Origin of the sequence: Streptomyces azureus (assembly GCF_001270025.1) — a bacterium.
In the GTDB taxonomy this organism is placed as follows: domain Bacteria; phylum Actinomycetota; class Actinomycetes; order Streptomycetales; family Streptomycetaceae; genus Streptomyces; species Streptomyces azureus.
The window spans coordinates 1-26,254 of record NZ_DF968227.1; the positions used below are offsets into that span (position 1 = coordinate 1).

Genomic DNA, 26,254 nt, shown 5'->3' on the forward strand with positions numbered 1-26,254 from the left:
GCCCGGCGGAGGCGGGCCGGAGGGTGCGGCGGGCGCCGTCGTGGGGACCGGGGGCAGCGCGGGGGCGGGGGACGATTCGTCGGCGGCGGGGCCGTGCTCGGGTGCCGGGTCGGGGCCGGGGCTCTCGCCACGACCGGAACGCTGCTGCTCGGCAGGCGGCTCGGGAGAACCCGCTCCCTCAGCGGAGCCGGCCCCCTCCGGATCCTCCGCGTCCAGCAACCGCACCGCGTGCCGCCCGAGTTGGGCGACCAGGGCGCTCGGGAGCCAGGGGTCGAGGGCGCGGCCGTCGGAGACGGTGTCGTCCGCGCCGGTGCGTTCCAGGACGCGGTCGAGGGACGGGCGTGCGGCGGGGTCCTTGCGCAGGCAGTCGCGTACCAGGTCGGCGATGCCCTCGGGGACGCCCTCCAGATCGGGTTCCTCCTGGGCGATGCGGAACATCAGGGCGTGCACGCCGCTGTTGGCGGTACCGAAGGGCAGGGCGCCGGTGGCGGCGTAGGCGAGGACCGAGCCGAGGCAGAAGACGTCGCACGCCGGGGTGATGCGGTCGCCCCGCACCTGCTCGGGCGCCATGAAACCGGGCGATCCGACGAGCGCGCCGGTGCGGGTGAGCCCGCCGTCCGTCACGGTCTGCAGGGCCCGGGCGATACCGAAGTCGATGACGCGCGGGCCGTCGATGGTGACCAGGACGTTGGACGGCTTGAGATCGCGGTGGACGATGCCCGCGGCGTGGATGTCCTTCAGCGCGTGCGCGAGCCCGGCCGCGAGGATGCGGACCGTCCGCTCGGGCAGGGCACCGTGGTCGTGTCCGACGACCTGCTGGAGGCTCGGCCCGGCGACGTACCCGGTGGCCACCCACGGCACCGCCGCCTCGGTGTCCGCGTCCAGCACCGGCGCCGTCCAGTACCCGCCGACCCGCCGCGCGGCCCGCACCTCCTGCCGGAACCGCTCCCGGAACTCCTCCTGCGCGGCCAGTTCCTCGCGCACGAGTTTCACGGCGACCGTACGGCCCCGCTCCGACCGGGCCAGATACACGTGCCCCATGCCGCCCGCACCCAGCCGCGCCAGCAACCGGTACGCGCCGATCCGCTGCGGATCCCCGGGCCCCAACGTCTCCATCGCTCAGCCGCCTTCCCCCCACACGCGAGCAACGGATCGAGAATAGTGCGGGGCGGAGGCCGGGTGACCTGGGAGACGTCTACGGTTCCGTAACAGGCGGACCCACCTGGTCGAGAACCTTGGACAGGCGTTCCAATACCCGCACCGCCTCCGCCAGCTCCGCCTCCCCGAACTCCTCCGCCAGCCGGTCGGCGAACGCCGCGTGCCCGGGGCCGATACGGGCGATCGCCGCACGCCCCTCCTCGGTCGGCGCGAGGAGCTTGGCGCGGCGGTGCGCGGGGTTCGGCCGGTACTCGGCGAGCCCGCGCTCCACCAGCAGGTCGGCGATGCGCTGCACGCTCTGCCGCGTGATGCCCATGGCGCGGGCGATGCCGGAGACGGGCAGCGGCTCACCGAGGACCGCGCCGAGCACCTGCCACCAGGCGGCGGTGAGCCCGGCGGGCCGGGCCAGTTCCTCCGCCACGGCGAGGAACTGGCCGTTCAGCCGGAACACCCCGAGGGCGCTGCGGCTGAGCAGGTCCTGCCGCTCCCGGCTCATGCCGCCCCGGCCTTCTCCAGCACGGCGTACGCCGCCGCGTCGGAGTCGTGGAACAGCCGGTACCAGGCGTCGAGCACCTCACCCTCGTACACCCCGAGCAGCCGGAAGATCTCCCGGGCGAAGGCGACGGGCTCGGTCGGGCCGGCGGTGACGAGGTTCCCGTCGGTGACGGCGTCGGTCTCGACGTAGCGCTCGCCGCCCGCGTAGCCGGTCGCGGCCAGGTAGAAGGAGACCGCGCTGGTGTGGGACCGGTCGTCGAGCAGGCCCTCCCGGGCGAGCCCGGCGGTGGCACCGCAGATCGCGGCGACCGGCACGCCCGCCTCCAGGAACGCCCGGGCCTTGCGGGCGAAGGGCGCCAGGTCACCGGACGTGTCCCAGAGATCGGCGCCCGGGAGGATCAGCAGCGAGCTGTCCTCGGGCCGTACGTCGTCCAGGGCCGCGCCGGGCTGGATGCGCAGTCCGCCGATGCTGGTGACCGGGTCGGTGGACGGTCCGACGGTCCGGATCTCGTATCCGGCGCGGGCGAGATGGGCCGTGGCGTGGCCCGTCTCCCAGTCGGCGAGCGTGTCGTAGACAGCGAGATGGACGGGCTTGCGACCTGCGGTGGCGTTCACGGTTCCTCCTCGGACCCCTGTGCCTTATGACAGCATCCTGGCATTTAGACAGCAGACTGTCAATGAGTGGGGTTCCGTCTGGACAACCTGTCGCGGAATGCCGCCGACGGCAGACAGGCCGCCGATTTCACCGCCCGCCCCCCCGCACCTACGCTCGCCCGCATGACCCCTCAGCCGAACCCCGAAGCCGGTGTCGCCGTCAAGGCCGCCGACCGTGATCACGTGTTCCACTCCTGGTCCGCTCAGGAACTCATCGACCCGCTCGCCGTCGCCGGGGCGGAGGGGTCGTACTTCTGGGACTACGACGGCCGGCGTTACCTCGACTTCTCCAGCGGGCTCGTCTACACGAACGTCGGCTATCAGCACCCCAAGGTCGTCGCCGCCATCCAGGAGCAGGCGGCGAGGATGACGACCTTCGCGCCCGCGTTCGCGATCGAGGCCCGGTCGGAGGCGGCCCGCCTGATCGCCGAGCGGACACCGGGTGACCTCGACAAGATCTTCTTCACCAACGGCGGCGCCGACGCCGTCGAGCACGCGATCCGAATGGCCCGGCTGCACACGGGCCGCCCGAAGGTGCTCTCGGCGTACCGCTCGTACCACGGCGGTACGCAGCAGGCCGTGAACATCACCGGCGACCCGCGCCGCTGGGCCTCCGACAGCGGCACCGCCGGGGTCGTGCACTTCTGGGCGCCCTACCTCTACCGCTCCCGCTTCTACGCGGAGACCGAGGAGCAGGAGTGCGCGCGGGCGCTGGAGCACCTGGAGACCACGATCGCCTTCGAGGGGCCCTCGACCGTCGCGGCGATCATCCTGGAGACGATCCCCGGGACAGCCGGGATCATGGTCCCGCCGCCCGGCTATCTCGCCGGGGTGCGGGAGCTGTGCGACAAGTACGGGATCGTCTTCGTCCTGGACGAGGTCATGGCCGGGTTCGGGCGGACCGGCGAGTGGTTCGCGGCGGACCTGTTCGACGTCACGCCCGACCTGCTGACCTTCGCCAAGGGCGTGAACAGCGGGTATGTGCCGCTGGGCGGGGTCGCGATCTCCGGCGCGATCGCGGAGACGTTCGGGAAGCGGCCGTACCCCGGTGGTCTGACGTACTCCGGGCACCCGCTGGCGTGCGCCGCCGCCGTCGCGACGATCAACGTCATGGCGGAGGAGGGCGTCGTGGAGAACGCGGCCCGGCTGGGTGCGTCCGTCCTCGGGCCGGAGCTGCGTGAGCTGGCCGCGCGGCACCCGAGCGTGGGCGAGGTGCGCGGTGTCGGCATGTTCTGGGCGCTGGAGCTGGTCCGGAACCGGCAGACGCGGGAGCCGCTGGTGCCCTACAACGCGGCCGGGCAGGAGAACGCGCCGATGGCCGCCTTCGCCGCCGCCGCGAAGCGCAGCGGACTGTGGCCGTTCGTGAACATGAACCGGACACATGTGGTGCCGCCCTGCAACATCACCGAGGCGGAACTCAAGGAGGGCCTCGCGGCCCTGGACGCGGCGCTCTCGGTGGCGGACGAGTACAGCGAGTAAACAGCTGTAATCCCGCCAGCGGCCGACCACAACCCGTCAGTAGCGGACCATCTCGTCGCTCGTTCGAACGCGTAAGGTGGCGTGCTCGTAGACATACACGTGCACGCCACCCGAACGCGACGAGGGAGACGGCCTGACCATGCCCCGCAGCTCCGGCAACGGCGCCGTGACGCGCAGCACCCTGCGGCAGCAGATCGCCGACGCGCTTCGTGACGAGGTGCTGGCGGGGCGGCTCCAGCCGGGGCAGGAGTTCACGGTCAAGGAGATCGCCGAGCAGTACGGGGTGTCCGCCACGCCGGTCCGGGAGGCGCTGGTCGACCTCTCCGCCCAGGGGCTCCTCGAAGCCGACCAGCACCGCGGCTTCCGCGTCCACGAGTACTCGGTCGAGGACTTCCGCGGCATGATCGAGGCCCGAGGCCTGGTCATCGAGGGGATGTTCGTCGCGCTGACCGAAGGGCGCCCCAACGCCGTGCGGCCCGACGACCCCCGGGCCGCCTCCCTCGTGGCCGGGGTCCGCAGGCGTGGCGAGGAGGCGCAGCGGGCCGCCGCCGCCGGTGATCTCACCGTCCTCATCGGCTACGACCTGCGCTTCTGGCGCGAGCTCGGCGCCTGCTTCGGCAACCCCTACCTGGCCGACTTCCTGCACCGGCTGCGTGTCCAGAGCTGGGTGTGCGCGGTGCAGCACCTGCGCCGGCTCACCGATCTGCGCGGCGAGCTGTGGGCCGGTCACACCGAGCTGGTCGACGCGCTGATCGCCGGAGACAACGACACCGCGCGGGCGATCATCGCCCGCTACAACGCCCACTCCGTCGCCCTGATCGAGCGCCTCGCTTCAGGATGACCGGCGTCGCTCGTGTTCGTATGGGTATGGGACATGCACGGCAGGAGCCGCTTCCGTGCCGCACCGATACCCTTCCCTGAGCACCGCGCCACCTGACCCACCGAGCTGAGCGAGGAGCCTTCTTTGGCCTGTGACCTGTGGCTGGTACCGCTCGTCGACGTGTTGTGCCACACGCCGGACAACCCGTTCGCCGAGGAACTCGCGCAATACAACAAGGTGCTCGCCGAGGCGGGGCTGCCGCCGGTGCCGGTGTACCAGTACATGCCGGGCCTGTCGGGCGACGTCGCCCCGGTCGCGGGCTTCGACTACGACGCGCTGCACTTCCTGCGCCGCGCCTATCTGCTCCAGATGTGCGGCCTGCCGGTGACGCCCGTGGACGAACTCGGCGGCGACTACGAGCAGTTGCTGGAGATGTTCGAGTCGACGGCCCAGCAGTCGCACCTCGTCTGGCACTACGACCACGCGGGCGCGTACGTCCCCGTCGACTTCCCCAGCCCGCTCGCCGACGACGAACTCCTCGCGGGCGGCGGTCCGCTGGGCTCCTCCCACGCCCTGCTGCGGGAGCTGGAACTGGTCGCCCCCGCCATCGGCATCGACCCGGCCAACCCGCCGGCCGCGCCCCAACCGCCGCTCGTGCCCACGGAACTGGAGGAACCCGCGGTCCCGGCCCCGTACGATCCCAGCCCGTTCGCCCGGGAACGCCATGTCTGGCTCGGCCTGCACGCGGCCGTGACGCGGAGTCTGGCCCAGGGGTCGATGATCGTGTTCAGCTGAGTCAGCCGCCGGACAGCTGGGACAGCCCCTTCTGCACGTCGTCCAGGTTCATCACCGGGCTGTAGGACACCTTGGCGTCCGCTTCCCGGAAGAGCGGCTCGGTGATCACCGGCATCTGCGACGGGTCCTCCATGTCGAAGACCAGGAAGGCCGTGCGGTCTCCCTCATCCGGGAGGAAGTAGGCGGCTTCCGGATGGACCTTTTCCACGATCCCCTGGATCAGTGTGCTCATCTTGCCGCTGCTGACCAGCTCGTTCGCCTTTTCCGTGTCGAAGTGGGCCTTGAGCAGTACGCGCATCGCACTCACCTTCTTCTGGTCGACGCACGCGGGGTACTGCTTTCAGCCTATGCCCGATCACCGGCGCCCGCGCGGGGCGCCGGTGAGGGGCACGGACGGCCGTTCGGCCTACAGGAACGACTTGATCTCGATCGTCTCGTCCCGGCCCGGGCCCACGCCGATCGCGGAGATCGGGGCGCCGGACATCTCCTCCAGCGCCTTGACGTAGCTCTGGGCGTTCTTCGGCAGGTCCGCGAAGGACTTCGCCTTGGAGATGTCCTCGTTCCAGCCCGGGAGCATCTCGTAGACCGGCTTGGCGTGGTGGAAGTCGGTCTGGGAGTAGGGCAGCTCCTCGACGCGCTTGCCGTCGATCTCGTACGCCACGCAGACCGGGATCTGCTCCCAGCCGGTGAGGACGTCGAGCTTGGTGAGGAAGAAGTCGGTCAGGCCGTTCACGCGGGTCGCGTAGCGGGCGATGACCGCGTCGAACCAGCCGCAGCGGCGGTCACGGCCGGTGGTGACGCCGCGCTCGCCGCCGATGCGGCGCAGCGCCTCGCCGTCCTCGTCGAACAGCTCCGTCGGGAACGGGCCCGCGCCGACACGGGTCGTGTAGGCCTTGAGGATGCCGATGACGCGGCTGATCTTCGTCGGGCCGACCCCCGCGCCCGTGCAGGCGCCGCCCGCGGTCGGGTTCGAGGAGGTGACGAAGGGATACGTGCCGTGGTCGATGTCGAGGAGCGTGCCCTGGCCGCCCTCGAACAGGACGACCTTGTCCTCCTCCAGCGCCTGGTTGATGACCAGGACGGTGTCGGCGACGTACGGCGCGAGCTTGTCGGCGTAACCCAGCAGCTCCTCGACGACCTGGTCGACGGCGATCGCGCGCCGGTTGTAGAGCTTGGTGAGGATCTGGTTCTTGACGTCGAGGGCCGCCTCGACCTTCTGCGTGAGGATCGACTCGTCGTACAGGTCCTGTACGCGGATGCCGACACGGTTGATCTTGTCCGCGTAGGTCGGGCCGATGCCGCGCCCGGTCGTGCCGATCTTCCGCTTGCCGAGGAAGCGCTCCGTCACCTTGTCGACCGTGACGTTGTACGGCGTGATGATGTGCGCGTTTCCGCTGAGGAGGAGCTTGGAGGTGTCGACACCACGCTCGTTCAGACCGCTCAGCTCGGAGAGCAGGACCGACGGGTCGACGACGACACCGTTACCGATGACCGGCGTGCAGCCGGGGGACAGGATTCCGGAAGGGAGAAGGTGGAGGGCGTACTTCTGGTCGCCCACGACCACCGTGTGGCCGGCGTTGTTGCCGCCCTGGTAGCGCACTACATAGTCCACCGAGCCACCGAGCAGGTCGGTGGCCTTCCCCTTGCCTTCGTCACCCCACTGAGCACCGAGCAGCACAAGTGCGGGCACGCGCGTACACCCCTTCCGGGTGGGGCATGTCCATGGTCAAGGGCGCACGCGGAGGGTATGAAACCGCGTACACCGCGACCGCCGTTGGCCGCCAACCGTCGGACCGGATGCCCCGGAATAGACGAAGCCCCTGGCGCAATAGCGCAAGGGGCTCTTGCACAAAGATGCTACCCGAGGAAGCGAGGCATGGCCGAGGTGGCGACTTCCGCGACGTCCGAGCAGCTGTTGGTGGTGGTCGACCCGGTCGCCCGTCGGTCGGACGGCGAGTCCGTACGGATCGCGAAAGACGTGCTCGGAGCAGGTGCGGCCGTGAAGCTGTGCCTGCCCGAGGGGCCGGAGGAGTTCGCCCGGGCGCTGGCCCGGCGGGGCTCGCGGCGCCCGGTCGTCGTGGGTGACGACCGGGCCCTGATCCGCGCGGTGTCGCTGCTGCACCGGCATCGGGAGCTGGCCGGATGCGCGCTGTCGGTGGTGCCGGTGGGGGGCATGCTGTCCCTCGTCCGGTCGCTGGGGGTGCCGACGGGGACGGTGGCGGCGGCTCGGGCGGTGCTCGACGGGGTCGAGCGGCGGATGGACCTGCTGGTCGACGACAGCGACGGGGTGGTGCTCGGCGCGCTTCGGATACCGCCGTTGCGGGCCGACCCGCAGGCGCCGGACCCCGAGACCGCGCCGGGCCGCCCCTGGCTGCGGACCTGCCGGTCCCTGGTGCGCACCCTGGTCCCGGCCGCCCGCCCGGTCCGGCTCGCCTCCGCTCCCGAACCCGGCCCCTCCCGGCTGCGCGTCGAGGTCGACGGCGAAACCCTCGTCGACCTGAACCAGCCGGTCGAGGCGGTGTCGGTGTCGCCCTCGGCCTCCGGTGTGGCGTCGGTGGAGGTCCGCCCGGTGTCGGTGGGCGCCGAGGCCTCACCCCTGCTCGCGGAGGGCCGGACGGTGACGGTGTCGGGTGCCCACTTCCGCTATCGGGCGGACGCGGTGGTGTCGGGGCCGGTGCGGACGCGGACGTGGGTGGTGCGGGAGGGGGCCTGGGGGCTGACGGTGCCTGCGGCGCCGTGAGCCGCAGGCGCTCGTCATTCCTGCCCGAACGTCTTCTCCCGGTGCACTCGCCAGCGTTCCATCATCGCCACGATCTCGGTTTCGACGAACTCGAAGAACGCGAGCGTTTCAGCCAGGCGGCGGCCGGCCGGGGTGTCGGCGCCGAGGCTGGTGACGCCCTCACGCAGGGCGCCTTCCCAGCGCTTGATGACTGCCTCGCGGTTGGTCAGTGCCTCGTACCACTGGTTGCCGTGCACGCGGTAGCGCTCCCGGCGCGAACCGGGCTCCCGTTCACGCGAGACCATGTGCTGCTGCGCCAGGTAGCGTACCGCCCCGGACACCGCCGCGGGACTGATCCTGAGCTGTTCGCCCAGCTCGGCCGAGGTCATCGAGCCCTCGTCCGAGGAGAGGAGCGCTGCGAAGACCCGGGCGGGCATCCGCGCCAGGCCTGCCTCGACAAGTTGCGCCGCGAAGGACTCGACGAACCTCGACACTGCCTCCGCGTCCCGCGCGTTGCCGGCTGATTCCGTCATGGGGTTCATCCTAGTCGTGATTCATACGCTTCCTTAACTTCACAAATTTCTGAAGGAAGCGTACGTTCTGAAGCATGATGAAGGCCATCACCGTCTCCGGACTGCACAAGTCCTTCGGGCGGACCCACGCGCTGGACGGGCTCGACCTGGAGGTCGCCTCCGGCGAGGTCCACGGCTTCCTCGGCCCCAACGGCTCGGGCAAGTCCACCACCATCCGGGTCCTGCTCGGCCTGTTGCGCGCCGACTCGGGCGCCGCACAGGTGCTCGGCCACGACCCCTGGACGGACGCGGTGGAGGTGCACCGCCGTATCGCCTACGTCCCCGGGGACGTGACGCTGTGGCGCAACCTCTCCGGCGGCGAGGTCATCGACCTGTACGGCAGGCTGCGCGGGGGGGCTGGACCCCCGGCGCCGCGCGGAGCTGATCGAGCGGTTCGAACTCGACCCCACCAAGAAGGGCCGCACGTACTCCAAGGGCAACCGGCAGAAGGTCGCCCTGGTCGCCGCGTTCGCCTCCGACGTCGACCTGCTGATCCTGGACGAGCCGACCTCGGGCCTGGACCCGCTGATGGAGGAGGTCTTCCAGCGCTGTGTGGCTCAGGAGCGCGACCGGGGCCGCACGATCCTGCTCTCCTCCCACATCCTGAGCGAGGTCGAGGAGCTGTGCGACCGGGTGAGCATCATCCGCAAGGGCCGCACGGTCGAGAGCGGTTCGCTCGCCGACCTGCGCCACCTGACCCGCACCAGTGTCGTCGCCGAACTCGCGGGCCCGCCCGACGGGCTGGCGGACCTGCCCGGCGTCCACGACCTCGACGTGCAGGGGCGCCGGGTCCGGCTCCAGGTTGACACCGACGGGCTGGACGCCGTCCTGCGGTCCCTGAGCGAGTCGGGCGTACGGTCGCTGACGTCGACGCCGCCGACGCTGGAGGAACTGTTCCTGCGCCACTACCAGGACGAGGCGGCTGCCCGATGACGACCTTCGCGGTGAGGCCCGGCAGCTCGCGACAGCTGGCCGGGACGGGCACGCTGCTGCGGTTCGCCCTGCGCCGGGACCGGCTGATGATCCCGGTGTGGATCGCGGTGAACTCCCTGATGGTCCTCTCCATGCCGGGCACGCTGGAGGGCCTCTACGGCACCCCGGCCGAACGTGCCGACCTGATCCGGCAGATGGAGACCAACTCCTCGCTGCGCGCGATGGTCGGCCCGGTCTTCGGCGACTCGCTGGGCGCCCTGACGGCCTGGCGGGCCGGCGTCTATGCCGGTGCTCTGGCCGCCGTGATGAGCCTGCTGGTCGTCGTCCGGCACACCCGGGACGAGGAGGAGAGCGGCCGTCAGGAACTGGTGGCGTCCGGCATGGTGGGCCGCCGGGCCTCCCTGACGGCGGCCCTGCTGGCGGCGGCGGTCGCGAACGGGGTACTGGCGCTGCTGCTCACTGCCGGCCTGGCCGGCCAGGGTACGACCGGGGCACTGGCCCTGGGCCTCGGCATCGCCGGAGTCGGGATGCTCTTCGCCACGATGGCGGCGATCGTGGCGCAGCTGACGGAGAGCGCGCGGCTGGCCCGTGGTCTGACGGCGGCGGTGCTGGGCGCCGCGTTCGTACTGCGGGCGGCGGGCGACTCGGCGACGGACGACGGTTCGTCGGTGCTGACGTGGGTGTCGCCGCTCGGCTGGCTGGAGAACCTGCGGCCGTACGCGGACGAACGCTGGTGGGTGCTGACGCTGCTCGACGGGGCGATCCTCGTCCAGGGCGCGGTGGCCTACGGGCTGGCCGGCCGCCGGGACCTCGGCATGAGCTTCCTGCCCACCCGGCCGGGCCCGGCGACCGGCCGCCTGGGCAGCGCGGGCGCGCTGGCCTGGCGGTTGCAGCGGGGCAGTGTGCTGGGCTGGAGCATCGGTTTCCTCGTCGCCGGGGTCGTCTACGGCGGCATGACCGAGGGCGCGGCCGACCTCGTCGGCGACAACGAGAACGCCCGGCGGATCTTCGAGCGGATGGGCGGCCGGTCCGGCCTGACGGACGCGTTCCTGGCGTCGATGGTCGGCATGCTCGGCCTGGTCGCGGCGCTGTACATCGTGGCGTCGGTGCTCCGCCTGCACGGCGAGGAGACCTCCGGCCGGTCGGAACCGGTCCTGGCGAACGCGGTCGGGCGCCTGCGCTGGGCGGCGGGCCACCTGGTGATCGCCTTCGGCGGCTCGGCGCTCATCATGCTCCTGGCCGGCCTCGGCCTGGCCGCCGGCTACGGCAAGGAGACCGGTCCGGTCCTGGGGGCGTGCCTGGTGCAGCTGCCGGCGGTGTGGGTGATCGGCGGCCTCGCCGTCCTGCTGCACGGCCTGCTGCCCCGAGCGGCAGCGGCGGCATGGGGCGTGGCAGGGGCGGTCCTGCTGATCGGCTGGGTCGGCCCCGCACTGGATGTACCGCAGGCTGTGCTGGACGTCTCGCCGTTCGGGCATCTGCCGAAGCTGCCAGGAGGATCCATGGAGTGGGGGCCGGTGGTGGTGCTGACCGGGCTGGCGGTGGTGCTGGTTACAGGGGGGCTTGCGGGGTTGTGCAGGCGGGACATGACCACGTGATCAGTCGATGTACTGCTTGAGCTTCTCGGTGTCGAGTTCGATGCCGAGCGGTTCAGGGAGCAGCAGGGGGCTCCGAAGGGCACGGTGCGGCAGTTGCCGTGACCGACGCCCGCACTCTGCCTCAACCGCCACGGTGTACCCCTCTCAGGCTGTGGCCAGTGTGGCGAGGCCCGCTCGGACAACGGGTCGGCACGCTTCCTGATCATCCGAGCGGGTGATCACCCCACCTCCACGGCCAGCCCGTCCAGCCCCCTGATCACGAAGTTCGGCTTACGGGCCGGCTCGGCGGCCGGTCGCAGCGTCGGCGCCCTCTCCAGCAGCGCCCCCATCGACGCCGCCAGTTCGATGCGGGCCAGGGGTGCGCCGATGCAGTAGTGGATGCCGGCGCTGAAGGAGATGTGGGGGTTTTCCTGGCGGGTCAGGTCCAGGGCGGACGGGTTCTCGAACACCGTCGGGTCGTGGTTGGCGGAGCCGAAGAGCATGGCGATCTCCGCGCCGCGGGGGATCGTCGTGCCGGCGATCTCGATCTCGTCCAGGACCCAGCGCTCGAACAGCTGGAGCGGGGTGTCGTAGCGCATCAGTTCCTCGACGGCGCAGGGGATGAGCGTGTGGTCCGCGCGCAGCAGCTCCAGCTGGGCCGGATTGCGGAACAGGGCGTACCAGCCGTTGACGGTGGAGTTCACCGTGGCCTCGTGGCCGGCGTTCAGGAGGAGGACGCAGGTGGAGATCATCTCCTGTTCGGTGAGGCGGTCGCCCTCGTCGTGGGCCGCGATCAGGCCCGAGACGAGGTCCTCGCCCGGCTCCTTGCGGCGGGCCGCGATCAGGTCGCGCAGGTAGTCGGAGAACTCCACCGAAGCCCTGACCGCCTTCGCCGCCGTCTCCTCGGACGGGTTCAGCTCGTACATCCCGCAGATGTCCGCCGACCAGGGGCGCAGCGGGGCCCGGTCGGACTCCGGGATGCCGAGCATCTCGGCGATCACCGCCACCGGGAGGGGTTCGGCGACGTCCTTCAGCAGGTCGCCGCCGCCCGCATCGGCCAGGGCCGAGGCGAGCTCGTCCGCCAGACCCCGCACGTACGGCTTCAGCCGCTCCACCGTGCGGGGCGTGAACGCCTTCGACACCAGGCGCCGGATCCGGGTGTGGTCCGGCGGCTCCAGGTCGAGCATCCCGTGGTCGTTGAGCGTGTGGAACGGCTCCTGCTCCGGCGGGGGCGCCGTACGGCCGAACTCCTCGTGCGTGAACCGGTGCTGGTACGTCCGGCCCAGGCGCCGGTCGCGCAGCAGCGCCGAGACGTCCGCGTGGTGCGGGACGAGCCACTGGTTCGTGGGCTCGTAGTAGTGCACGCGGCCCCGGGCACGCAGCTCGGCGTAGGCGGGGTACGGGTCGGCGAGGAACGCCGGGTCCCAGGGGTCGAACGCGAAGTCGGCAGGGGCTGGCATGCACGGACGCTAACGCGTCGGACCCGGCTCTGACCAGGGGTGCTGTGCCTTGAGGGCCTCGATGAACGTGATGAAGGACCCGGTGGGAAGGGAGAGGGTGCCGCCGCAGGGGTTCTTGGAGTCGCGTAGGGCTATGCGGGTGGGGAGGGGGGCGACCTCGACGCAGGTGTCGCCATCTCCTCCGCTGGAATAGGTCGACTTCCGCCAGTGCAGGACCTGAGTCATCGTCCGCCTCACAGCTCCTTCGCCAATCGGTGAATGAGATCCCGCTCATGGAGTTCACGCATGCCGGAAATCGATCTCGCTGAACCCTGGCAGTACTCCCTCTCCATCCCCCACGATCCCCGCGCCGTCACCGTCTGTCGCCGCACCCTCCGTCTGGTCCTCACCCTGCACGGCCTGATCCGCCTCGCCGACACCGCCGAACTCCTCGCCACCGAGCTGATCTCCAACGCCGCACTCCACACCGAGGGCCCCGCCCTCCTCCGCGTGCGCTGGTCGACCGGTGTCCTGCGGATCGGCGCGTGGGACGCGAACCCCGAACCGCCCGAACTCCCAGGGACGTTGAGCTGTCTCACCGACGCCGAATCCGGCCGCGGCCTCGCCCTGGTCCGCGCCTGCGCCGACCTCTGGGGCGGGCAGCCGCTGGCCAGCAATCGGGGCAAGTACGTGCGGTGCGAGCTGGCGGCCGCGTAGGGGGATGTCGCGCGGAATGCCGTGGTCGCCTCGCCGTGCTGCTCTCCCGGCACGGGCGGTCCCTCACTCAGCGTGAGTTCGGGCGAGGTCGCGCCGTAGGTTCAGGAGTGGTCTGCTGGATGTATCACGTAGGAGGGCGTGCCGATGCGCTTCACCCGGAACTCCGTCCTCGTCCCCACGCGGACGCCCGCGCCGACCGGAACCGGCGGAGGGCTGCTGCCGAAGCGGGATCTCGCAGCCGCCTGGTTCCTCGTCGTGCTGATCGCGGTGCCTGCGTGGGCGCTCACGATCGGCCAAGCCCGGGACATGGGGGTCGAGCCCGGCACGATGGGGATAGCGCTACCGCTGTTCCTGCTGCTGTGGGTGACGATGATGGCGGCCATGATGCTGCCGTCGATGGCGCCGGTGGCCATCACGTGGGTGCGGGGGATCGGCCGTCAGTCCTCCGGCTGGACCCGGGCCGCTCGCACCGCCGAGTTCCTCGGCGGGTACCTGATGGTGTGGACGGCCTTCGGTGCGCTCGCCTATGCGGCCCTGGCCTTCACCGGCGATCTGGTGGCGGATCACCCGACCGCGGGGCGCTGGATCGGCTTCACCGCGTTCCTGCTGGCGGGTCTTTATCAACTCGGCCCGCTGAAGTACGTGTGCCTGCGGCACTGCCGCGATCCCATGAGCCACCTGATGCATTACGCCGGCTTCCGGGCACCGGCGCGTGACCTGCGGGTGGGCGTCCATCACGGCGCCTACTGCGTCGGCTGCTGCGCGGGACTGATGGTGGTCCTGATCCCACTCGGTGTGATGAACGTGGCGGCCATGGCCGGACTGGCCCTGGTGATCTTCGTGGAGAAGCTGTGGTCCAGGGGCCCTCTGCTCGCCCGGATCGTGGGCTTGGCGTTCCTCGTCCTGGCCGTGCTCGCGCCGTTCCAGGAGTGGCTGCTGCCGGGGCTGCGGGACTCGATGCCACCGATGGACGGCATGTGACGTGTGCTGATGCGCGCTCTCGTCAGGCACGCCCCTGGCTGGCTCCTTCGGTCTCCTCGCTGCTGAAGACGTAGTCGGCCGTCTCGCCATACGACGCCTCGTAACTCAGCCCGAAAGCATCGGAACGCCCGCTGGACCTGCCGACCTCGAACTCGGGAGCGAACCCGAACATGGCGTTCTTGATCTTTGTCGAACTGCCGTCGGGGCCGGTGAGCGGCTCGTAGGACAGCTCCGTCCTGCCCTCGACCCTGAGGCCGGGCCTCTCTCCGTCCGTGAGGGACACCTTCGCCCGCTCCATTCCTAGGTACTCACCGTAGAATTGCGAGAGCTGGCCGAACGGACCGCCTTCGCGGCCGGAGAGGATGCGCTCCAGGGCGTTCGCCTGCTCGTCGCTCGCTGCGCTGTCCACCACGAGGCCGACCTTCCAGTTGCCGGAGGTCAGGTTCGACGGGAAGTGGTTGTAGAAGGCGAAGTCCACACCGGACAGGTCGACATCGTCCAGATTCCCGCCCGCAACGTGGAAGACGGCAGTGCCCAGGCAATCGGTCCCGCCTTCGGCGTTCCTGGGCTGACCGTCGTACGGGCAACTGCACAGCACGGCGCACGAGCAGCCGGCGACGTACGTGCCGGATATCGTCCACGACATGGCTGCCCCCTTCTCCGAGGGTGTAGCGGCTGAAGTCGCACTTACCTTTTACGCTAGGCCTGTCGAATCAGCATGTAAATGTTGATTCCCGGTGACCGGGTGAGCGGAGCCAGCTCAGGTGAGGCCGGTCCAGTCAAAGGGGAAGTGTTTGCTCGACTTTCCCGACCGGTCCCAGGTAAAGCCGAAGGCGTCGGCCCGATCAGTGGTGGCCCGGCCCCAGGTGGCGATCTGGCCGGGTCCCACCTCGGCGCCGGGGGCGTTGTGCACCTGCACCCGTGCGCCTTCCGGGGTGGTCGGGCCGGTCAGCGCTTCGGCGGTTGCCATCACCTTTCCGGGGATTTCCGCGCGCCAGGCGGACATGTCCTCGTCGACCTCGATGCGGATGGGGGCGAAGTCCATGCCCCTCATCTCGGGGCCGAACATCTCGCCCAACTCCGCGGGCCATCCGCCCGCCTCACCGCCGAAGATCGTCTGGAGGGCGGCGCGCTGCTGTTCGTCGGCCCGTTCGTCGAAGAAGACCGCGGCGTAGGCGTCCGTGTGCTCGCGGGCCCAGATGTTGCCCACGAAGGAACTGACCATCAGTACGTTGAAGCCGTCGAGCCGCACGTCGCCGAAGTTGCCCTCCCCTATGTGCCAGGCGAGCACGCCCTCGCACTCGCCGTAGGTCGGGGCCTGCGCGAACGTACAGGGGCACGGGATCGCGCAGTTGCACACATCGAACCAGTCGCCTGCTAGATGCCACGGCGGGTGACCGGTGGTGGGTTGCTCTGTCATCTCGCTTCCCTCCGCCTGGTTCGCGGTGAACCACTCCCTCCGTTCCAGTTTGCTCTTCGCCCGCTCTGCGGGCGATGCGGAGCCAGGCACATGTGACTGGTGGTGCTGGTGAGACGGCATTGGTCGTGGAACCCCGATCACGCCAAGGCGTGCTCCGTCTTCCTGCCTCGCCGCCCTCCCTGGGCGTTCACCCCGGCGTCACCAGCCGCGCCTCGTACGCGAACACCGCCGCCTGCGTCCGGTCCCTGAGCCCCAGCTTCACCAGGATCCGGCTGACATGGGTTTTGATCGTCGACTCGGCGACCACCAGCCGCTCGGCGATCTCCGCGTTCGACAGGCCCTGCGCGATGAGGACCAGCACCTCCGTCTCCCGGTCGGTGAGGTCGCCGTACGCCGCCTGCGCCGAGGGCATGAGGCGCGGGGCCTCGGAGAGCTTGGAGAACTCGGTGATCAGGCGCCTGGTCACCGAGGGGGCCAGGAGGGCCTCGCCTGCGGCCACGACCCGCACGCCGTCGGCGAGCTGGCGGGCCGAGGCGTCCTTGAGGAGGAACCCGGAGGCTCCCGCGCGCAGCGCCTGGTAGACGTACTCGTCGAGGTCGAAGGTGGTGAGCACCAGCACCTTCGCCGCGCCGTCGGCGGCGACGATCTCGCGGGTCGCCTCGATGCCGTTCAGCTCGGGCATGCGGATGTCCATCAGCACGATGTCCGGGGCGAGCTCGCGGACCTTCGCGACGGCCTCCCGGCCGTTCACCGCCTCACCGACGACCTCGATGTCCGGCATCGCGTTCAGCAGGACCGAGAAGCCCTCGCGCACCATCATCTGGTCGTCCGCGATCAGCACACGAATGGTCATGCGTCGTCCTCGTCCGGCAGGGCGACCGGCAGGAACACCGCCACCTCGTAGCCTCCGTCGTCCGTCCGGCCCGCCGTCATCTCGCCGTTCAGCATCGTCACACGCTCCCGCATGCCCGTGATGCCGTGCCCGGCGCCCGGCGAGGGCTTGACCAGGCCGGGGTTCGGCGGCGGGCCGTTGACTATGCGCAGGCCCAGGCCGCCGAGAACGTACCCGATCTCGACACGGGCGCTCGCACCCGGCGCATGCCGCAGGGTGTTGCTCAGAGCCTCCTGCACGATCCGGTACGCCGACAGCTCCACGCCCTGCGGCAGCTCGCGCACCGCACCGGTGACCACCTTCTCGACACCCAGCCCGGCCTCCCGCACATTGGCCAGCAGCCCTTCCAGGTCGGCGAGCGTGGGCTGCGGGGCGTCCGGGGCCTCGTAGTCCTCGGCGCGGACGACGCCCAGGACGCGGCGCAGCTCGGTCAGGGCAGCCACCGCGTTCTCCCGGATCGTGGCGAAGGCCTTCTCCAGCTCCGGCGGCGGGTTCTCCACCCGGTAGGGCGCGGCCTCCGCCTGGATGGCGACCACCGACATGTGGTGGGCGACCACGTCGTGCAGCTCGCGGGCGATCGTCGTGCGCTCCTCCAGCAGGGTGCGGCGGGAGCGCTCGTGCGCGGTGACCGTCTGCTGGGCGGTGACCTCCTGCTCCGCGTTGCGGCGGATGTGCCAGACGGTGACGCAGAGCAGGATCATGGCCGAGAAGATCAGCATGGGGGCGGAGTTGGTGCCGTACAAGTAGGTCGGGCCGATGCCGCTGTCCGCGATCAGGGCGTACAGCGCCGTGATCGCCCACATCCACCCGGCCGTACGGGGCCGGGTTCGCATGGCCACGACCGTGAGCACGGTCAGGTGGCAGGCGAAACTGCCGGCCTGCCACGGCCAGTCGCCCCAGCTGCTGCCGAACACACCGGTGACCGGGGTGGCGGCCATGGAGAGCCAGAACGCCCCCACCGGCCGGATCATGGTCAGCAGGACAGGGAGGACGGTCAGTGGAGCGACCAGCAGCACCTCGCCGTCGGTGTCGACGCCGGAGAGGAGCAGGGTGATCAGGGCCGCCACGGCTATCAGGGCGTGCGGCGTCCAGGTCGCGTACTCCCGCAGGCGGCCGGGCAGCCGCCGGATGAACCGCCCGTCCACTCTCCTGCGGGGCAGCGGCCGGTAGGCGAAGGCGTCGTGGATGAGGTCTTGCCGCAGCCCGCGCAGGGCGTCCACGGCAACCCGGTACTCCGGGCTGCGTGGCTTGGCCCCGCCCCCCGGTGGCGTGGTCTGCGTGTGAGTCGTCTCGGTCACGTACAGAACGGTATGCGCCCCCCGGGGCGCGGTCGTCCCCAGTGAGAGGGGTTCCACAGCGTCCCTCTCAGGTACTACGGGGACCCCGGGGCCCGGCTTCAGTACCCCGACGGACGGACCAGCCCCGACTCGTACGCGAATACCGCCGCCTGCGTCCGGTCCCTCAGGCCCAGCTTCACCAGAATCCGGCCCACGTGGGTCTTCACCGTCTGCTCGGCGACGAACAGGTGCTTGGAGATCTCCGCGTTCGACAGACCCTGCGCGATCAGGGCGAGCACCTCCGTCTCGCGCTCGGTCAGGTCGCCGATCCGTTCCTTGAGCGGGGCACGGGGCCGGTCGTCCAGCCGGGAGAACTCGGCGATCAGCTTGCGGGTGATGACCGGGGCGAGCAGCGCGTCACCGGCCGCGATCACCCGGACCGCCTCGGCGAGCTGCTCCGACGACGCGTCTTTGAGCAGGAACCCGGAGGCTCCGGCGCGCAGCGCGTCGTACACGTACTCGTCGAGGTCGAAGGTGGTGAGCACCAGCACCCTGATGTCCGGGTTGGCGGTCGTGATGCGCTCGGTGGCCTCGATGCCGCCGATCCCGGGCATGCGGATGTCCATGAGGACGACGTCCGGGGCGGTCTCGGCGGCCTTCGCGACACCGCCCTCTCCGTCCTTCGCGTCGCCGACGACCTCTATGTCGGGCTGGGTGCCGAGCAGCACGGTGAAGCCCTGCCGGACCATCGCCTGGTCGTCGACGATGAGAACCCGGATGGGTCGGCCGGAGCTGCTCGTCATGGGGTCCCTCCCCGGGGATCGGTGGTGTGGTCGGTGGAGCGGGCGGTGCCCGGGGCGTCGGCGGGCGGGACGTCCGGGAGGAACGCGGTGACCTTGAAGCCGTCCCAGTGCCACGGGTGCGCCGTCATGGTGCCGCCGAGCATCGCGACCCGCTCCCGCATGCCGAGCAGTCCGTGTCCCGCTCCCGTCGACGGCGGGGCGGGGCCGGTCGGCCGGGAGTTGACTATCTCCACCTCCAGCCCGTCCGGCTGATACGTCAGACGGACCTTGGCGCTCGCGCCGGGCGCGTGCCGCAGGACGTTGCTCAGCGCCTCCTGCACGATCCGGTACGCCGACAGCTCCACGCCGGGCGGCAGCGGCCGCCGCTCGCCGTTGATCTCGGTGATCACCTCGCGGCCGGCGGCCCGGGTGTTCTCCACCAGCGCGTCGAGCCGGTCGAGGGTGGGCTGCGGGGCGTGGCCGGCGGTTTCGCCGTCCGGGCCGGGGGGCTCCCCCGGCCCGGGGTGCTCCGAGCGCAGCACGCCCAGCACGCGGCGGAGCTCGGTCAGCGCCTCCAGGGCGTTCTGCCTGATGCCGGCGAGGTTCTCCTTGAGCTCGTCGGGCGGGTTCTCCACCAGGTGCGGGGCGACCTGCGCCTGGATGGAGATGACCGACATGTGGTGGGCCACCACGTCGTGCAGCTCCCGCGCGATGCGGCTGCGCTCCTCCAGCAGGGTGCGCCGGGTGCGTTCCTCGGCGGTGAGCGTGGTCTGCTCGACGAGCTCCGCGCGGGCCTCGCGGCGGCCGCGCAGGGCGGTGCCGACGACCACGATGACGGCGAACAGGGTGACCGCGAGGACCCCGGTGGGCTGGTACTGGACCCCGGAGACCGTCAGTCCCTCCAGGACCCAGGTGGCCAGCACGGTCACGGCCAGCGCCTCCACGGCGACGCGGGTGGGCACCCGCAGCGCGAGCAGCAGCAGGACGAGCAGGTGGGCGATGATCCCGGCCGCGGTCCAGGGCCAGGTGAACGAGTAGCCCGGTTCTATCCGGGCGTAAACCGCCACCGCGCCCACCACGGTGGCCACCGTCGACAGCCACCAGGCCGGAACCGGCCGCCACATCGCGAGGAGTACCGCGAGGCCCTGCCCGAACGCGAGCAGGAAGGCGTACCCGGCGTTCAGATGTCCGTTGTCGTTGAGCTGAGCCGTGCCACCGAGGGTGATACCGAAAGCGGCCAGGCACAGCAGCCCGTGCGGAAGCCAGCGCAGCCACGTGGACGGCGGCAACGGGTCCACCCGGGCGGTCCACAGGTCCTCGCGCAGCACCCGCAGCCAGCCCCCGACGCGCGCCCGCAGCGCGTCGCCCACCCCCCTGTCCGTCACGCGCCCCAGCCTAGACATGGCGCACCTCCACCGCCGTCCCCCGGTCGGACGGACGGTGCGCCCGCACCACCCGCGACCTGCGTCCCCGGCCACCCGCGCCCTGCTCGAAGGACCGGAAGGCGGCCCAGCAGACCGCGAGGGCCAGGACGAACACGGGCAGCCAGAGCAGCCGGGCCCCGACCCAGCCGAGGCTGTCGGGCACCGTGTGCAGGCCGGGGAGGTGCCCGGCGAGGAGGCCGGTGGCCGTCGTGGCCATCAGGGCCGTCTGGTGCCACAGGAAGACGGTCATCGCGGAGAGGTTGACGAGGGCCACCGCCGCCCACGCCACGGGCCGGCGCATCGCCCGCCGCAGCCGCTCGCGCAGCAGCAGGGCGATGCCGCACTGGGCCAGCCCGAAGGTGACGACGGCCAGCGTCGGCGGGTCCAGGTTGGACATGCCCTCGCCCGGCACGCCGACCATCGACGCCGGATAGCCCGCCCACGCGACCAGCCCCGCGGTCGCCGCCGCACCGCCGGCGAGCAGAATCCAGCCCGCGCGGCGGCGCTCCAGCTCCCCTCGGGTCCAGGCCGCGCCCAGCGTGTAGGGCACCAGCCAGCCCGCCGCCACGTTCGCCCAGCCCAGCCAGGAGGGGCCGCCGAGGCCGAAGCGCAGCAGGTCCACGTGCAGGACGACGGCCAGCGGCCAGAGCGGGTTCAGCCGGGTCAGCAGCGGGGTCGCCGCCGTCAGGGCCGCGAACACCACCAGGAACCACAGCGGGGACAGGGCCAGCTTCACCAGCGTCCGCACCGTCCCGAACTCCGCACCCGACAGCAGCAGGGCGAGCGCGGCGACCGTCCACAGGCCGATGACAGCCGCGACGGGTTTGAACAGCCGGGTCAGCCGGGCCGTCAGCCAGCGGTGGTACGGGATGCCACGCGCCCGGGCCGAGGCCAGGCTGCGGGTCGCCACATGCCCGCCGACCAGGAAGAACACGGCTAGCGTCTGGAACAGCCAGGAAACGGGCGTCAGCCAGGGCATGTGCTGGAGGGGGCTCGCCGTGCGCAGGGCGCGGCCGTCGGCGACCAGGGCCGTGACCAGCCAGTGCCCGAGGACGACACCGAGGACCGCGGCGGCGCGCAGGGCGTCCACGGCCCGGTCGCGGTCGGCCGGGGTGGCCGCACCGACGCGTTCGGCACCTTGGCGCACCGCATGCCGGACACCTCGTACTCCGACGTCAGTCATGAGTCACCGCCTTGGTCGCGCCCAGGACGATCCGGGTCAGGTTGGTCAGGGAGGTCGAGCCGGGGCTGAAGTAGTCGCTGTGGCCGCCGTCACCGGCCGCGAAGACACGGGCGCCGAAGGCCGGGGAGACGGGATCGGTGCCGAAGCCGACGGTGGTGCCGAACAGGTCCGCGCTGAGGTGCGGGACGTCCTCCACCCAGTCGTCGCCCCCGCGTGCCGCCCAGACGCGGGCGCGGGTGTGCAGGGCGGCCGCGGAGTCCGCGCCGGTGCCGGGGCTGCCGACCAGCGCGATGTCGTCGACGGCGAGCCCGGCGGCGGCACGGCCGCAGACGACCGAGCCGTACGAGTGGCACAGCAGCGAGACGCGCGGGCCGCCGCCCGCTATGGCGCGCAGGTCGGAGACGAGCGAGCGCAGATGCGGGGCCGCCTGCTCCGCCCTGCCGGTCGTCGTGACCGTCGCGCTGACCGTGCCCGGCGTCTCGTAGCCCAGCCAGGCCACGACCGCCGTGCGCGTGCCCGCGGGGGCCTGCCGGACGAGCTGCCCGTACAGGGCGGCGGCGGCCGCGTGGAACCGGCCGTAGGTGTCGAGGCTCGTGTCGGAGCCGGGGACCAGGACGGCGATGCGGTCGGCGCCAGCGAGGTCGCCCAGGACCTCCGTCACCCGGCCGGAGCCGCGGCCGTCGAACCCGAGGAGACGCCGGGCCGGGGCGGCCAGCGCACGGTCCGTCGCGGCACGGTCCCGGTCCTGGTGCGCGGCGGCCATCCGGGCCGCTTCGGCGGCGTTGGCGCGGTTGGCCGCGTACGCCTCGTCGAGCGTCGACGCGCTGAGGGGGGCGAGGGAGGCGGGGGCCGGCGCGTGGATCTCCGGGCGCCCCGCCGCGGAGAGAGGGAACACCACCGCGCCGGTGATGAGAGCGGCGAACGCGGCTCGACGCCATCGGCCGCCGCGGCGCCGGCCGCCGTCGCCACGGCGGTACTTCGCTGCGAACCCCATGGTCGTCCCCCTCCAGCGCGCCCGGCCATCGGGTCTGCACGGAAGGGAAGTTACGGATCGGGACGCGTCGTCCGCGTCACACCGCGGAGCTCACCTGCGGCCTGGCTCTCAGGTACTACGGGTACGACCTACGGGGTGACCCGGGGATCGCTCCTACGGGCACCGCAGGAGGGCCGACCGGGCACCCCGGGAGCGCCGACCGGGCACCCCGGGAGCGCCGACCGGGCACCCCAGGAGGACCGCTCGGGCTCCCCAGGAGGACCGCTCGGGCTCCCCAGGAGGACCGCTCGGGCACCCGAGAAGGCCTCTCACCACGCCAGTTGCGCGATCTCCTCCACCACCACCGCACACGCGTCCGCCGCCGGGTCGATGAGCGGGAAGTGCCCCACGTCCTCCAGCAGCGTCACTCCCACCATCTCACCGGCCTTCGCCGCCGCGTCCGCGTACGACTCGGCGACCACCTGCGGCACGTCGAGGTCCGTGCGGCCCTGGACGAGGGTTGTGGCGATGCCGGTGGGCAGCAGCAGCGCCGGGTCCGCGTACGGCTGCCGCTCGGCGAAGTGCTCGTCCCCGCCCAGGAGTTGCCGTACGGCACCGCCGCACACGTCCAGCTTGTCGGCGACCGCGAGATCCGCGATCGGGGCGAGGGCGACCACACCGCGCAGGGCCGCCGAGCTGTCGGCGCGCCAGGGTGAGCCGGCCGGCAGGACGTGCCGGGCCGCGGCCCACAGGGCGAGGTGCCCGCCCGCCGAGTGACCGGTGAGGACCGTACGGCGCGGGTGGGCTTGCGGCACGTGTTCCCGGACGAGCGCCGGAAGGGCGTCCAGCGCGGCCGCGACGTCGTCGAAGGTGTCGGGCCAGCGGCCCGCGACGGAGTCGTCGTCACCACCGCGCCGGTACTCGGCACTGGCCACGGCGAAGCCGCGACGGGCGAGGAAGTCCGCGAACGGGCTGATGTGACGCCGGTCGTACGGCGCCCGCCAGGCACCGCCGTGCAGCACGAGGACGACCGGGGCGGGCCCGCCCGGGCCGCCCTGCCCGCGCGGGGCGTAGAAGTCGATCACCTGGTCGGGGTGGTCGCCGTAGGCGGCGGTGGCGTCGGGGGCGACGGGCGCGTGGGAGAACGCCGACTTCTCCTCGGCGGCGGCCCGTGCTGCTGCGACGTCGTCCGTCATGCTCCAACCTCTCAGCGATCAAACGTAGGTGGCGGACCAGGTGGGGGTTCGGCCGTTGGCCGGGACGGTATCAGGCGCGTGACATGGGCGGACACGGGGATGTCACGCTGGGTGAGGCTCAAACGGTTCTGCCCCTTTCCGTGCGGCGGCGCGGAGTTGGGGCTTCCGGGCCGCCCGCCCGGTGCGAACGGCCCCCGCGGCGGCAGGGGCCGTTCGTCCCGGGGAACTCACCCCAGCGTCTGAGCCAGCACCCGCGCCGCCCGCTCCACGTCGGCGAAGCCCACGTACAGCGGTGTGAAGCCGAAGCGCAGCACGTCCGGCGCCCGGAAGTCGCCGACCACACCCCGCTCGACGAGCCGTTTCATCACGTCACCGGCCCCGTCGCAGCGCAGGGCGATCTGGCTGCCCCGCTCCGCGTGCGGCACCGGCGTCAGGCACTCGACCCTGCCCTCGGGCACGTACGCGGCCACGCACTCCAGGAAGAAGTCCGTCAGCGCGAGCGACTTGGCGCGCACCGCCTCGACCGGCACCCCGTCCCACACCTCCAGGGCCGCCTCCAGGGCGAGCATGGAGAGGATGTCCGGTGTGCCGACCCGGCCGCGCAGGGCGCCGGGGGCCGGCTCGTAACCGCTCCGCATCCCGAACGGCTCGGCGTGGGAGTTCCAGCCCGGCAGCGGGGAGTCGAAGCGGCCCTGAAGGTCCCGGCGCACGTACAGGTACGCCGGTGAACCCGGCCCGCCGTTCAGGTACTTGTAGGTGCAGCCGACCGCGAGATCCACGCCGTGCTCGTCCAGCCCCACCGGCAGCGCGCCCGCGCTGTGGCACAGGTCCCAGACGACGTACGCGCCCGCCGCGTGCACGGCGGCCGTCAGCGCCGGCAGGTCGTGCAGCCGGCCGGTGCGGTAGTCGACGTGGTTGAGGAGGACGGCGGCGGTACGGTCGCCCAGCGCGCCCGGCACCTGTGCCGGTGCCACCGGCCGCAGCGTGCAGCCGGTCATCCGGGCGGCGGACTGTGCGATGTACCCGTCGGTGGGGAAGGTCGTGGCGTCGACGAGGATCTCGTCGCGGCCCTCACCGGCCATCCGCACCGCCCCCACAAGTGCCTTGAATACATTGACACTTGTCGAGTCGCCCACCACGATCTGCCCGGGCGCCGCGCCGACCAGCGGGGCGATCCGGTCACCGATCCGCTCGGGCGCGGTCCACCAGCCGCTCTCCTCCCAGGACCGGATGCGCAGCTCGCCCCACTGGCGGCGTACGACGTCCTCGACCCGCCCGGGGACGACGGCCGGCAGCGCGCCGAGCGAGTTGCCGTCGAGGTAGATCACGTCGTCGAGGACGAAGGCGTCCCGCTTGCCGCGCAGGTCGTCGGCGGCGTCCAGCTTCTCCGCGCGCATCGCGAGTTCAGACATAGGACCGCGCCGTCCACAGCTCGGGGAACACCTGCTTCTGCGCCCGCTTCTCCAGCCAGGCCACTCCGGCGGAGCCGCCCGTGCCGGTCTTGGCGCCCATCGCGCGGCGTGTGGCGACGAGATGGTCGTTGCGCCAGCGCCACACCAGCTCGGCGACATCGCTCAACGCCTCGCCGAGCCGGGCGAGTTCGTCGCTCTCGTCACCCGAGTAGACCGCCGTCCAGGCGGCCTCCACCTCCGGGGACGGCTCGTAGCGCTGCGACACGTCCCGCCCCAGCACGGCCTGCGGGATGTCGTACCCGCGCCGCGCGAGCAGCCGCACCACCTCGTCGTACAGGCTCGGCTCGTGCAGCGCCTTCTCCAACTCGGCGTGCACGCGCGGCGCGCCCCGGTGCGGGACCAGCATGGACGCGGACTTGTCGCCGAGCAGGAACTCCATCCGCCGGTACATCGCCGACTGGAAGCCGGAGCCCTCGCCGAGGGCGGACCGGTACGAGTTGAACTGGGCCGGCGTGAGCTGGCCGAGCGGCTTCCAGGAGGCGTTGAGCGCCTCCAGTTCGCGTACGGACCTCTTCAGCGCGGCGGTCGCGGTGGGTACGTCGTCGCCGCGCAGCGCGTGTGCCGCCGTCTCCCACTCGTGGACGATGACGGTGAACCACAGCTCCATCACCTGGGTCGTGACCAGGAAGACCATCTCTCCGGGGTCGTCGGAGAGGGTGTGCTGGAGGTGGGTGAGGACGTCCGCCTTGACGTAGTCCTCGTAGGGCGTCGTGCCGTGGAAATCGAGATGCGGGGTCTCGGGCTCGTGGGCCTCGTGGGACATCGCTGTCTCCTGCTTTGTAACTCCGGGTAGCGGTCCGCCCCTGCCGATGCCGGCACGGGGGCCCCGGTCCCCACGGGCATACTCCGCAATCGTCCCCCGAAACCGCAAGGCCCGCCCGCTCGGCGGACGGGCCTCACGCGCACGGACCGCCGTCAGCCCAGGACCTGCGCCGCCGTCGGCGAGGAGTCCTTCAGGAACTGGGAGCAGCGCTCGTACTCCTCCTGCTCGCCGATCGCCTGTGCGGCACGGGCGAGGGCGTGCAGGGCACGCAGGAAGCCCCGGTTCGGCTCGTGCTCCCACGGGACCGGGCCGTGGCCCTTCCAGCCGCTGCGACGCAGCGCGTCCAGGCCGCGGTGGTAGCCCGTACGGGCGTACGCGTACGACTCGACGGTCGAGCCCCGCTCGTACGCCTCGTCGGCGAGCTGCGCCCAGGCGAGCGAGGAGGTGGGGTGTGCGGCGGCGACGTCGACCGGCGCGGTACCCGACGCGAGCATTTCCCGTGGCCCGGGGTCGTCGGGGAGGTGGGTCGGGGGCGG

The 26,254-nt window shown here is 71.7% G+C and carries 28 protein-coding genes and 1 pseudogene; 8 read left to right on the forward strand and 21 right to left on the reverse strand.

Going from position 1 to position 26,254, the window contains the following annotated elements; all coding sequences use genetic code 11:
- The 3 genes from AOQ53_RS08670 to AOQ53_RS08680 all read right to left on the reverse strand — a co-directional run.
- On the reverse strand, positions 1-1,116 hold a 1,116-nt coding region (locus tag AOQ53_RS08670), incomplete at its 3' end, for a serine/threonine-protein kinase (RefSeq protein ID WP_236711632.1).
- 79 nt (positions 1,117-1,195) lie between these two features.
- Positions 1,196-1,654 (reverse strand): MarR family winged helix-turn-helix transcriptional regulator, encoded by a 459-nt coding sequence (locus AOQ53_RS08675; protein WP_059416400.1) that lies wholly within the window; start codon positions 1,652-1,654, stop codon positions 1,196-1,198.
- Positions 1,651-2,268, reverse strand: coding sequence for a type 1 glutamine amidotransferase family protein (locus tag AOQ53_RS08680; protein WP_059416401.1), 618 nt, complete (start codon positions 2,266-2,268; stop codon positions 1,651-1,653). The genes AOQ53_RS08675 and AOQ53_RS08680 overlap by 4 nt, the downstream gene beginning before the upstream one ends.
- A 162-nt stretch (positions 2,269-2,430) precedes the next feature.
- Between AOQ53_RS08680 and AOQ53_RS08685 the strand changes: the two genes are divergently transcribed.
- The 3 genes from AOQ53_RS08685 to AOQ53_RS08695 all read left to right on the forward strand — a co-directional run bounded on the left by AOQ53_RS08685 (position 2,431) and on the right by AOQ53_RS08695 (position 5,401).
- Entirely contained in the window at positions 2,431-3,786 is a 1,356-nt protein-coding gene (locus AOQ53_RS08685; RefSeq protein WP_059416422.1) for an aspartate aminotransferase family protein, read from the forward strand.
- 139 nt (positions 3,787-3,925) lie between these two features.
- Complete coding sequence (locus AOQ53_RS08690; protein WP_059416402.1) at positions 3,926-4,627, forward strand: GntR family transcriptional regulator; 702 nt, start codon at positions 3,926-3,928, stop codon at positions 4,625-4,627.
- 123 nt (positions 4,628-4,750) lie between these two features.
- Complete coding sequence (locus tag AOQ53_RS08695) at positions 4,751-5,401, forward strand: phospholipase D-like domain-containing protein (protein ID WP_059416403.1); 651 nt, start codon at positions 4,751-4,753, stop codon at positions 5,399-5,401.
- A 1-nt stretch (position 5,402) separates the two neighbouring features.
- Here the strand turns inward: AOQ53_RS08695 and AOQ53_RS08700 are convergent, their stop codons facing one another.
- Positions 5,403-5,699 carry a hypothetical protein gene (locus tag AOQ53_RS08700; RefSeq protein WP_059416404.1) on the reverse strand — a complete coding sequence of 99 codons (297 nt, stop codon included), beginning with the start codon at positions 5,697-5,699 and terminating at the stop codon, positions 5,403-5,405.
- 108 nt (positions 5,700-5,807) lie between these two features.
- On the reverse strand, positions 5,808-7,091 hold the full coding sequence (locus AOQ53_RS08705) for an adenylosuccinate synthase (protein WP_059416405.1): 1,284 nt from the start codon (positions 7,089-7,091) through the stop codon (positions 5,808-5,810).
- Positions 7,092-7,277: 186 nt separating this feature from the next.
- Here AOQ53_RS08705 and AOQ53_RS08710 point away from each other — a divergent pair, with 186 nt between their 5' ends.
- Positions 7,278-8,141 (forward strand): diacylglycerol kinase family protein, encoded by an 864-nt coding sequence (locus AOQ53_RS08710; RefSeq protein ID WP_059416406.1) that lies wholly within the window; start codon positions 7,278-7,280, stop codon positions 8,139-8,141.
- Positions 8,142-8,155: 14 nt separating this feature from the next.
- Here the strand turns inward: AOQ53_RS08710 and AOQ53_RS08715 are convergent, their stop codons facing one another.
- Positions 8,156-8,653 carry a GbsR/MarR family transcriptional regulator gene (locus AOQ53_RS08715; RefSeq protein WP_059416423.1) on the reverse strand — a complete coding sequence of 166 codons (498 nt, stop codon included), beginning with the start codon at positions 8,651-8,653 and terminating at the stop codon, positions 8,156-8,158.
- A gap of 74 nt (positions 8,654-8,727) precedes the next feature.
- Between AOQ53_RS08715 and AOQ53_RS08720 the strand changes: the two are divergent.
- Together AOQ53_RS08720 and AOQ53_RS08725 are read left to right on the forward strand one after the other, a co-directional pair.
- Positions 8,728-9,625: pseudogene (locus AOQ53_RS08720) on the forward strand (ABC transporter ATP-binding protein).
- Positions 9,622-11,220, forward strand: a complete 1,599-nt coding sequence (locus tag AOQ53_RS08725) for an ABC transporter permease (RefSeq protein WP_059416407.1) — start codon at positions 9,622-9,624, stop codon at positions 11,218-11,220. Before AOQ53_RS08720 ends, AOQ53_RS08725 begins: the two are co-directional and overlap by 4 nt.
- Here the strand turns inward: AOQ53_RS08725 and AOQ53_RS47295 are convergent, their stop codons facing one another.
- The 3 genes from AOQ53_RS47295 to AOQ53_RS08735 form a co-directional block, all read right to left on the reverse strand.
- On the reverse strand, positions 11,221-11,352 hold the full coding sequence (locus AOQ53_RS47295; RefSeq protein ID WP_269085440.1) for a hypothetical protein: 132 nt from the start codon (positions 11,350-11,352) through the stop codon (positions 11,221-11,223).
- Between the two features lie 86 nt (positions 11,353-11,438).
- On the reverse strand, positions 11,439-12,659 hold the full coding sequence (locus AOQ53_RS08730; RefSeq protein WP_059416408.1) for a cytochrome P450: 1,221 nt from the start codon (positions 12,657-12,659) through the stop codon (positions 11,439-11,441).
- Between the two features lie 9 nt (positions 12,660-12,668).
- Entirely contained in the window at positions 12,669-12,884 is a 216-nt protein-coding gene (locus AOQ53_RS08735; RefSeq protein ID WP_059416409.1) for a DUF397 domain-containing protein, read from the reverse strand.
- Between the two features lie 60 nt (positions 12,885-12,944).
- Between AOQ53_RS08735 and AOQ53_RS08740 the strand changes: the two genes are divergently transcribed.
- On the forward strand, positions 12,945-13,355 hold the full coding sequence (locus AOQ53_RS08740; protein ID WP_059416410.1) for an ATP-binding protein: 411 nt from the start codon (positions 12,945-12,947) through the stop codon (positions 13,353-13,355).
- Positions 13,356-13,499: 144 nt separating this feature from the next.
- Positions 13,500-14,336 carry a DUF2182 domain-containing protein gene (locus AOQ53_RS08745; protein WP_059416411.1) on the forward strand — a complete coding sequence of 279 codons (837 nt, stop codon included), beginning with the start codon at positions 13,500-13,502 and terminating at the stop codon, positions 14,334-14,336.
- A gap of 22 nt (positions 14,337-14,358) precedes the next feature.
- On the opposite strand, the gene AOQ53_RS08750 is transcribed toward AOQ53_RS08745, so the two are convergent.
- From AOQ53_RS08750 to AOQ53_RS08805, 12 genes are all read right to left on the reverse strand, one after another.
- The gene (locus AOQ53_RS08750) at positions 14,359-14,982 is read right to left on the reverse strand and encodes a DUF1326 domain-containing protein (protein ID WP_059416412.1); all 624 of its coding nucleotides are present in this window, start codon (positions 14,980-14,982) and stop codon (positions 14,359-14,361) included.
- 114 nt (positions 14,983-15,096) lie between these two features.
- Positions 15,097-15,756, reverse strand: coding sequence for a DUF1326 domain-containing protein (locus tag AOQ53_RS08755; RefSeq protein ID WP_059416413.1), 660 nt, complete (start codon positions 15,754-15,756; stop codon positions 15,097-15,099).
- A 187-nt stretch (positions 15,757-15,943) separates the two neighbouring features.
- Positions 15,944-16,609: a response regulator gene (locus AOQ53_RS08760; protein WP_059416414.1), complete on the reverse strand. Its 666-nt coding sequence runs from the start codon at positions 16,607-16,609 to the stop codon at positions 15,944-15,946.
- Positions 16,606-17,946, reverse strand: coding sequence for a sensor histidine kinase (locus AOQ53_RS08765; RefSeq protein WP_059416424.1), 1,341 nt, complete (start codon positions 17,944-17,946; stop codon positions 16,606-16,608). The genes AOQ53_RS08760 and AOQ53_RS08765 overlap by 4 nt, the downstream gene beginning before the upstream one ends.
- A gap of 98 nt (positions 17,947-18,044) precedes the next feature.
- On the reverse strand, positions 18,045-18,728 hold the full coding sequence (locus AOQ53_RS08770; RefSeq protein ID WP_059416415.1) for a response regulator: 684 nt from the start codon (positions 18,726-18,728) through the stop codon (positions 18,045-18,047).
- Positions 18,725-20,110: a sensor histidine kinase gene (locus AOQ53_RS08775; RefSeq protein ID WP_059416416.1), complete on the reverse strand. Its 1,386-nt coding sequence runs from the start codon at positions 20,108-20,110 to the stop codon at positions 18,725-18,727. The genes AOQ53_RS08770 and AOQ53_RS08775 overlap by 4 nt, the downstream gene beginning before the upstream one ends.
- Complete coding sequence (locus tag AOQ53_RS08780; protein ID WP_059416417.1) at positions 20,103-21,314, reverse strand: acyltransferase family protein; 1,212 nt, start codon at positions 21,312-21,314, stop codon at positions 20,103-20,105. The genes AOQ53_RS08775 and AOQ53_RS08780 overlap by 8 nt, the downstream gene beginning before the upstream one ends.
- On the reverse strand, positions 21,307-22,308 hold the full coding sequence (locus AOQ53_RS08785) for an alpha/beta hydrolase (RefSeq protein ID WP_059416418.1): 1,002 nt from the start codon (positions 22,306-22,308) through the stop codon (positions 21,307-21,309). The genes AOQ53_RS08780 and AOQ53_RS08785 overlap by 8 nt, the downstream gene beginning before the upstream one ends.
- A gap of 308 nt (positions 22,309-22,616) precedes the next feature.
- A complete protein-coding gene (locus tag AOQ53_RS08790; RefSeq protein WP_059416419.1) occupies positions 22,617-23,483 on the reverse strand; it encodes an alpha/beta hydrolase in 867 nt (288 codons plus the stop codon).
- A 227-nt stretch (positions 23,484-23,710) separates the two neighbouring features.
- The gene (kynU, locus tag AOQ53_RS08795) at positions 23,711-24,895 is read right to left on the reverse strand and encodes a kynureninase (protein WP_059416420.1); all 1,185 of its coding nucleotides are present in this window, start codon (positions 24,893-24,895) and stop codon (positions 23,711-23,713) included.
- Positions 24,888-25,718, reverse strand: a complete 831-nt coding sequence (locus tag AOQ53_RS08800; RefSeq protein WP_059416421.1) for a tryptophan 2,3-dioxygenase family protein — start codon at positions 25,716-25,718, stop codon at positions 24,888-24,890. The genes kynU and AOQ53_RS08800 overlap by 8 nt, the downstream gene beginning before the upstream one ends.
- 152 nt (positions 25,719-25,870) lie before the next feature.
- The coding region (locus AOQ53_RS08805) for a DUF3151 domain-containing protein (protein WP_059416425.1) at positions 25,871-26,254 on the reverse strand (384 nt) is incomplete at its 5' end.

Coding starts and splice junctions, on each gene's coding strand:
- AOQ53_RS08750 (WP_059416412.1), bottom strand. CDS start 14,982: ATGTCGTGGACGATATCCGGCACGTACGTCGCCGGCTGCTCGTGCGCC.
- AOQ53_RS08710 (WP_059416406.1), top strand. CDS start 7,278: ATGGCCGAGGTGGCGACTTCCGCGACGTCCGAGCAGCTGTTGGTGGTG.
- AOQ53_RS08760 (WP_059416414.1), bottom strand. CDS start 16,609: ATGACCATTCGTGTGCTGATCGCGGACGACCAGATGATGGTGCGCGAG.
- AOQ53_RS08785 (WP_059416418.1), bottom strand. CDS start 22,308: ATGGGGTTCGCAGCGAAGTACCGCCGTGGCGACGGCGGCCGGCGCCGC.
- AOQ53_RS08755 (WP_059416413.1), bottom strand. CDS start 15,756: ATGACAGAGCAACCCACCACCGGTCACCCGCCGTGGCATCTAGCAGGC.
- AOQ53_RS08685 (WP_059416422.1), top strand. CDS start 2,431: ATGACCCCTCAGCCGAACCCCGAAGCCGGTGTCGCCGTCAAGGCCGCC.
- AOQ53_RS08775 (WP_059416416.1), bottom strand. CDS start 20,110: ATGTCTAGGCTGGGGCGCGTGACGGACAGGGGGGTGGGCGACGCGCTG.
- AOQ53_RS08770 (WP_059416415.1), bottom strand. CDS start 18,728: ATGACGAGCAGCTCCGGCCGACCCATCCGGGTTCTCATCGTCGACGAC.
- AOQ53_RS08690 (WP_059416402.1), top strand. CDS start 3,926: ATGCCCCGCAGCTCCGGCAACGGCGCCGTGACGCGCAGCACCCTGCGG.
- AOQ53_RS08790 (WP_059416419.1), bottom strand. CDS start 23,483: ATGACGGACGACGTCGCAGCAGCACGGGCCGCCGCCGAGGAGAAGTCG.
- AOQ53_RS08675 (WP_059416400.1), bottom strand. CDS start 1,654: ATGAGCCGGGAGCGGCAGGACCTGCTCAGCCGCAGCGCCCTCGGGGTG.
- AOQ53_RS08735 (WP_059416409.1), bottom strand. CDS start 12,884: ATGACTCAGGTCCTGCACTGGCGGAAGTCGACCTATTCCAGCGGAGGA.
- AOQ53_RS08800 (WP_059416421.1), bottom strand. CDS start 25,718: ATGTCCCACGAGGCCCACGAGCCCGAGACCCCGCATCTCGATTTCCAC.
- AOQ53_RS08715 (WP_059416423.1), bottom strand. CDS start 8,653: ATGACGGAATCAGCCGGCAACGCGCGGGACGCGGAGGCAGTGTCGAGG.
- AOQ53_RS08780 (WP_059416417.1), bottom strand. CDS start 21,314: ATGACTGACGTCGGAGTACGAGGTGTCCGGCATGCGGTGCGCCAAGGT.
- AOQ53_RS08700 (WP_059416404.1), bottom strand. CDS start 5,699: ATGCGCGTACTGCTCAAGGCCCACTTCGACACGGAAAAGGCGAACGAG.
- AOQ53_RS08730 (WP_059416408.1), bottom strand. CDS start 12,659: ATGCCAGCCCCTGCCGACTTCGCGTTCGACCCCTGGGACCCGGCGTTC.
- AOQ53_RS08745 (WP_059416411.1), top strand. CDS start 13,500: ATGCGCTTCACCCGGAACTCCGTCCTCGTCCCCACGCGGACGCCCGCG.
- AOQ53_RS08740 (WP_059416410.1), top strand. CDS start 12,945: ATGCCGGAAATCGATCTCGCTGAACCCTGGCAGTACTCCCTCTCCATC.
- AOQ53_RS08725 (WP_059416407.1), top strand. CDS start 9,622: ATGACGACCTTCGCGGTGAGGCCCGGCAGCTCGCGACAGCTGGCCGGG.
- kynU (WP_059416420.1), bottom strand. CDS start 24,895: ATGTCTGAACTCGCGATGCGCGCGGAGAAGCTGGACGCCGCCGACGAC.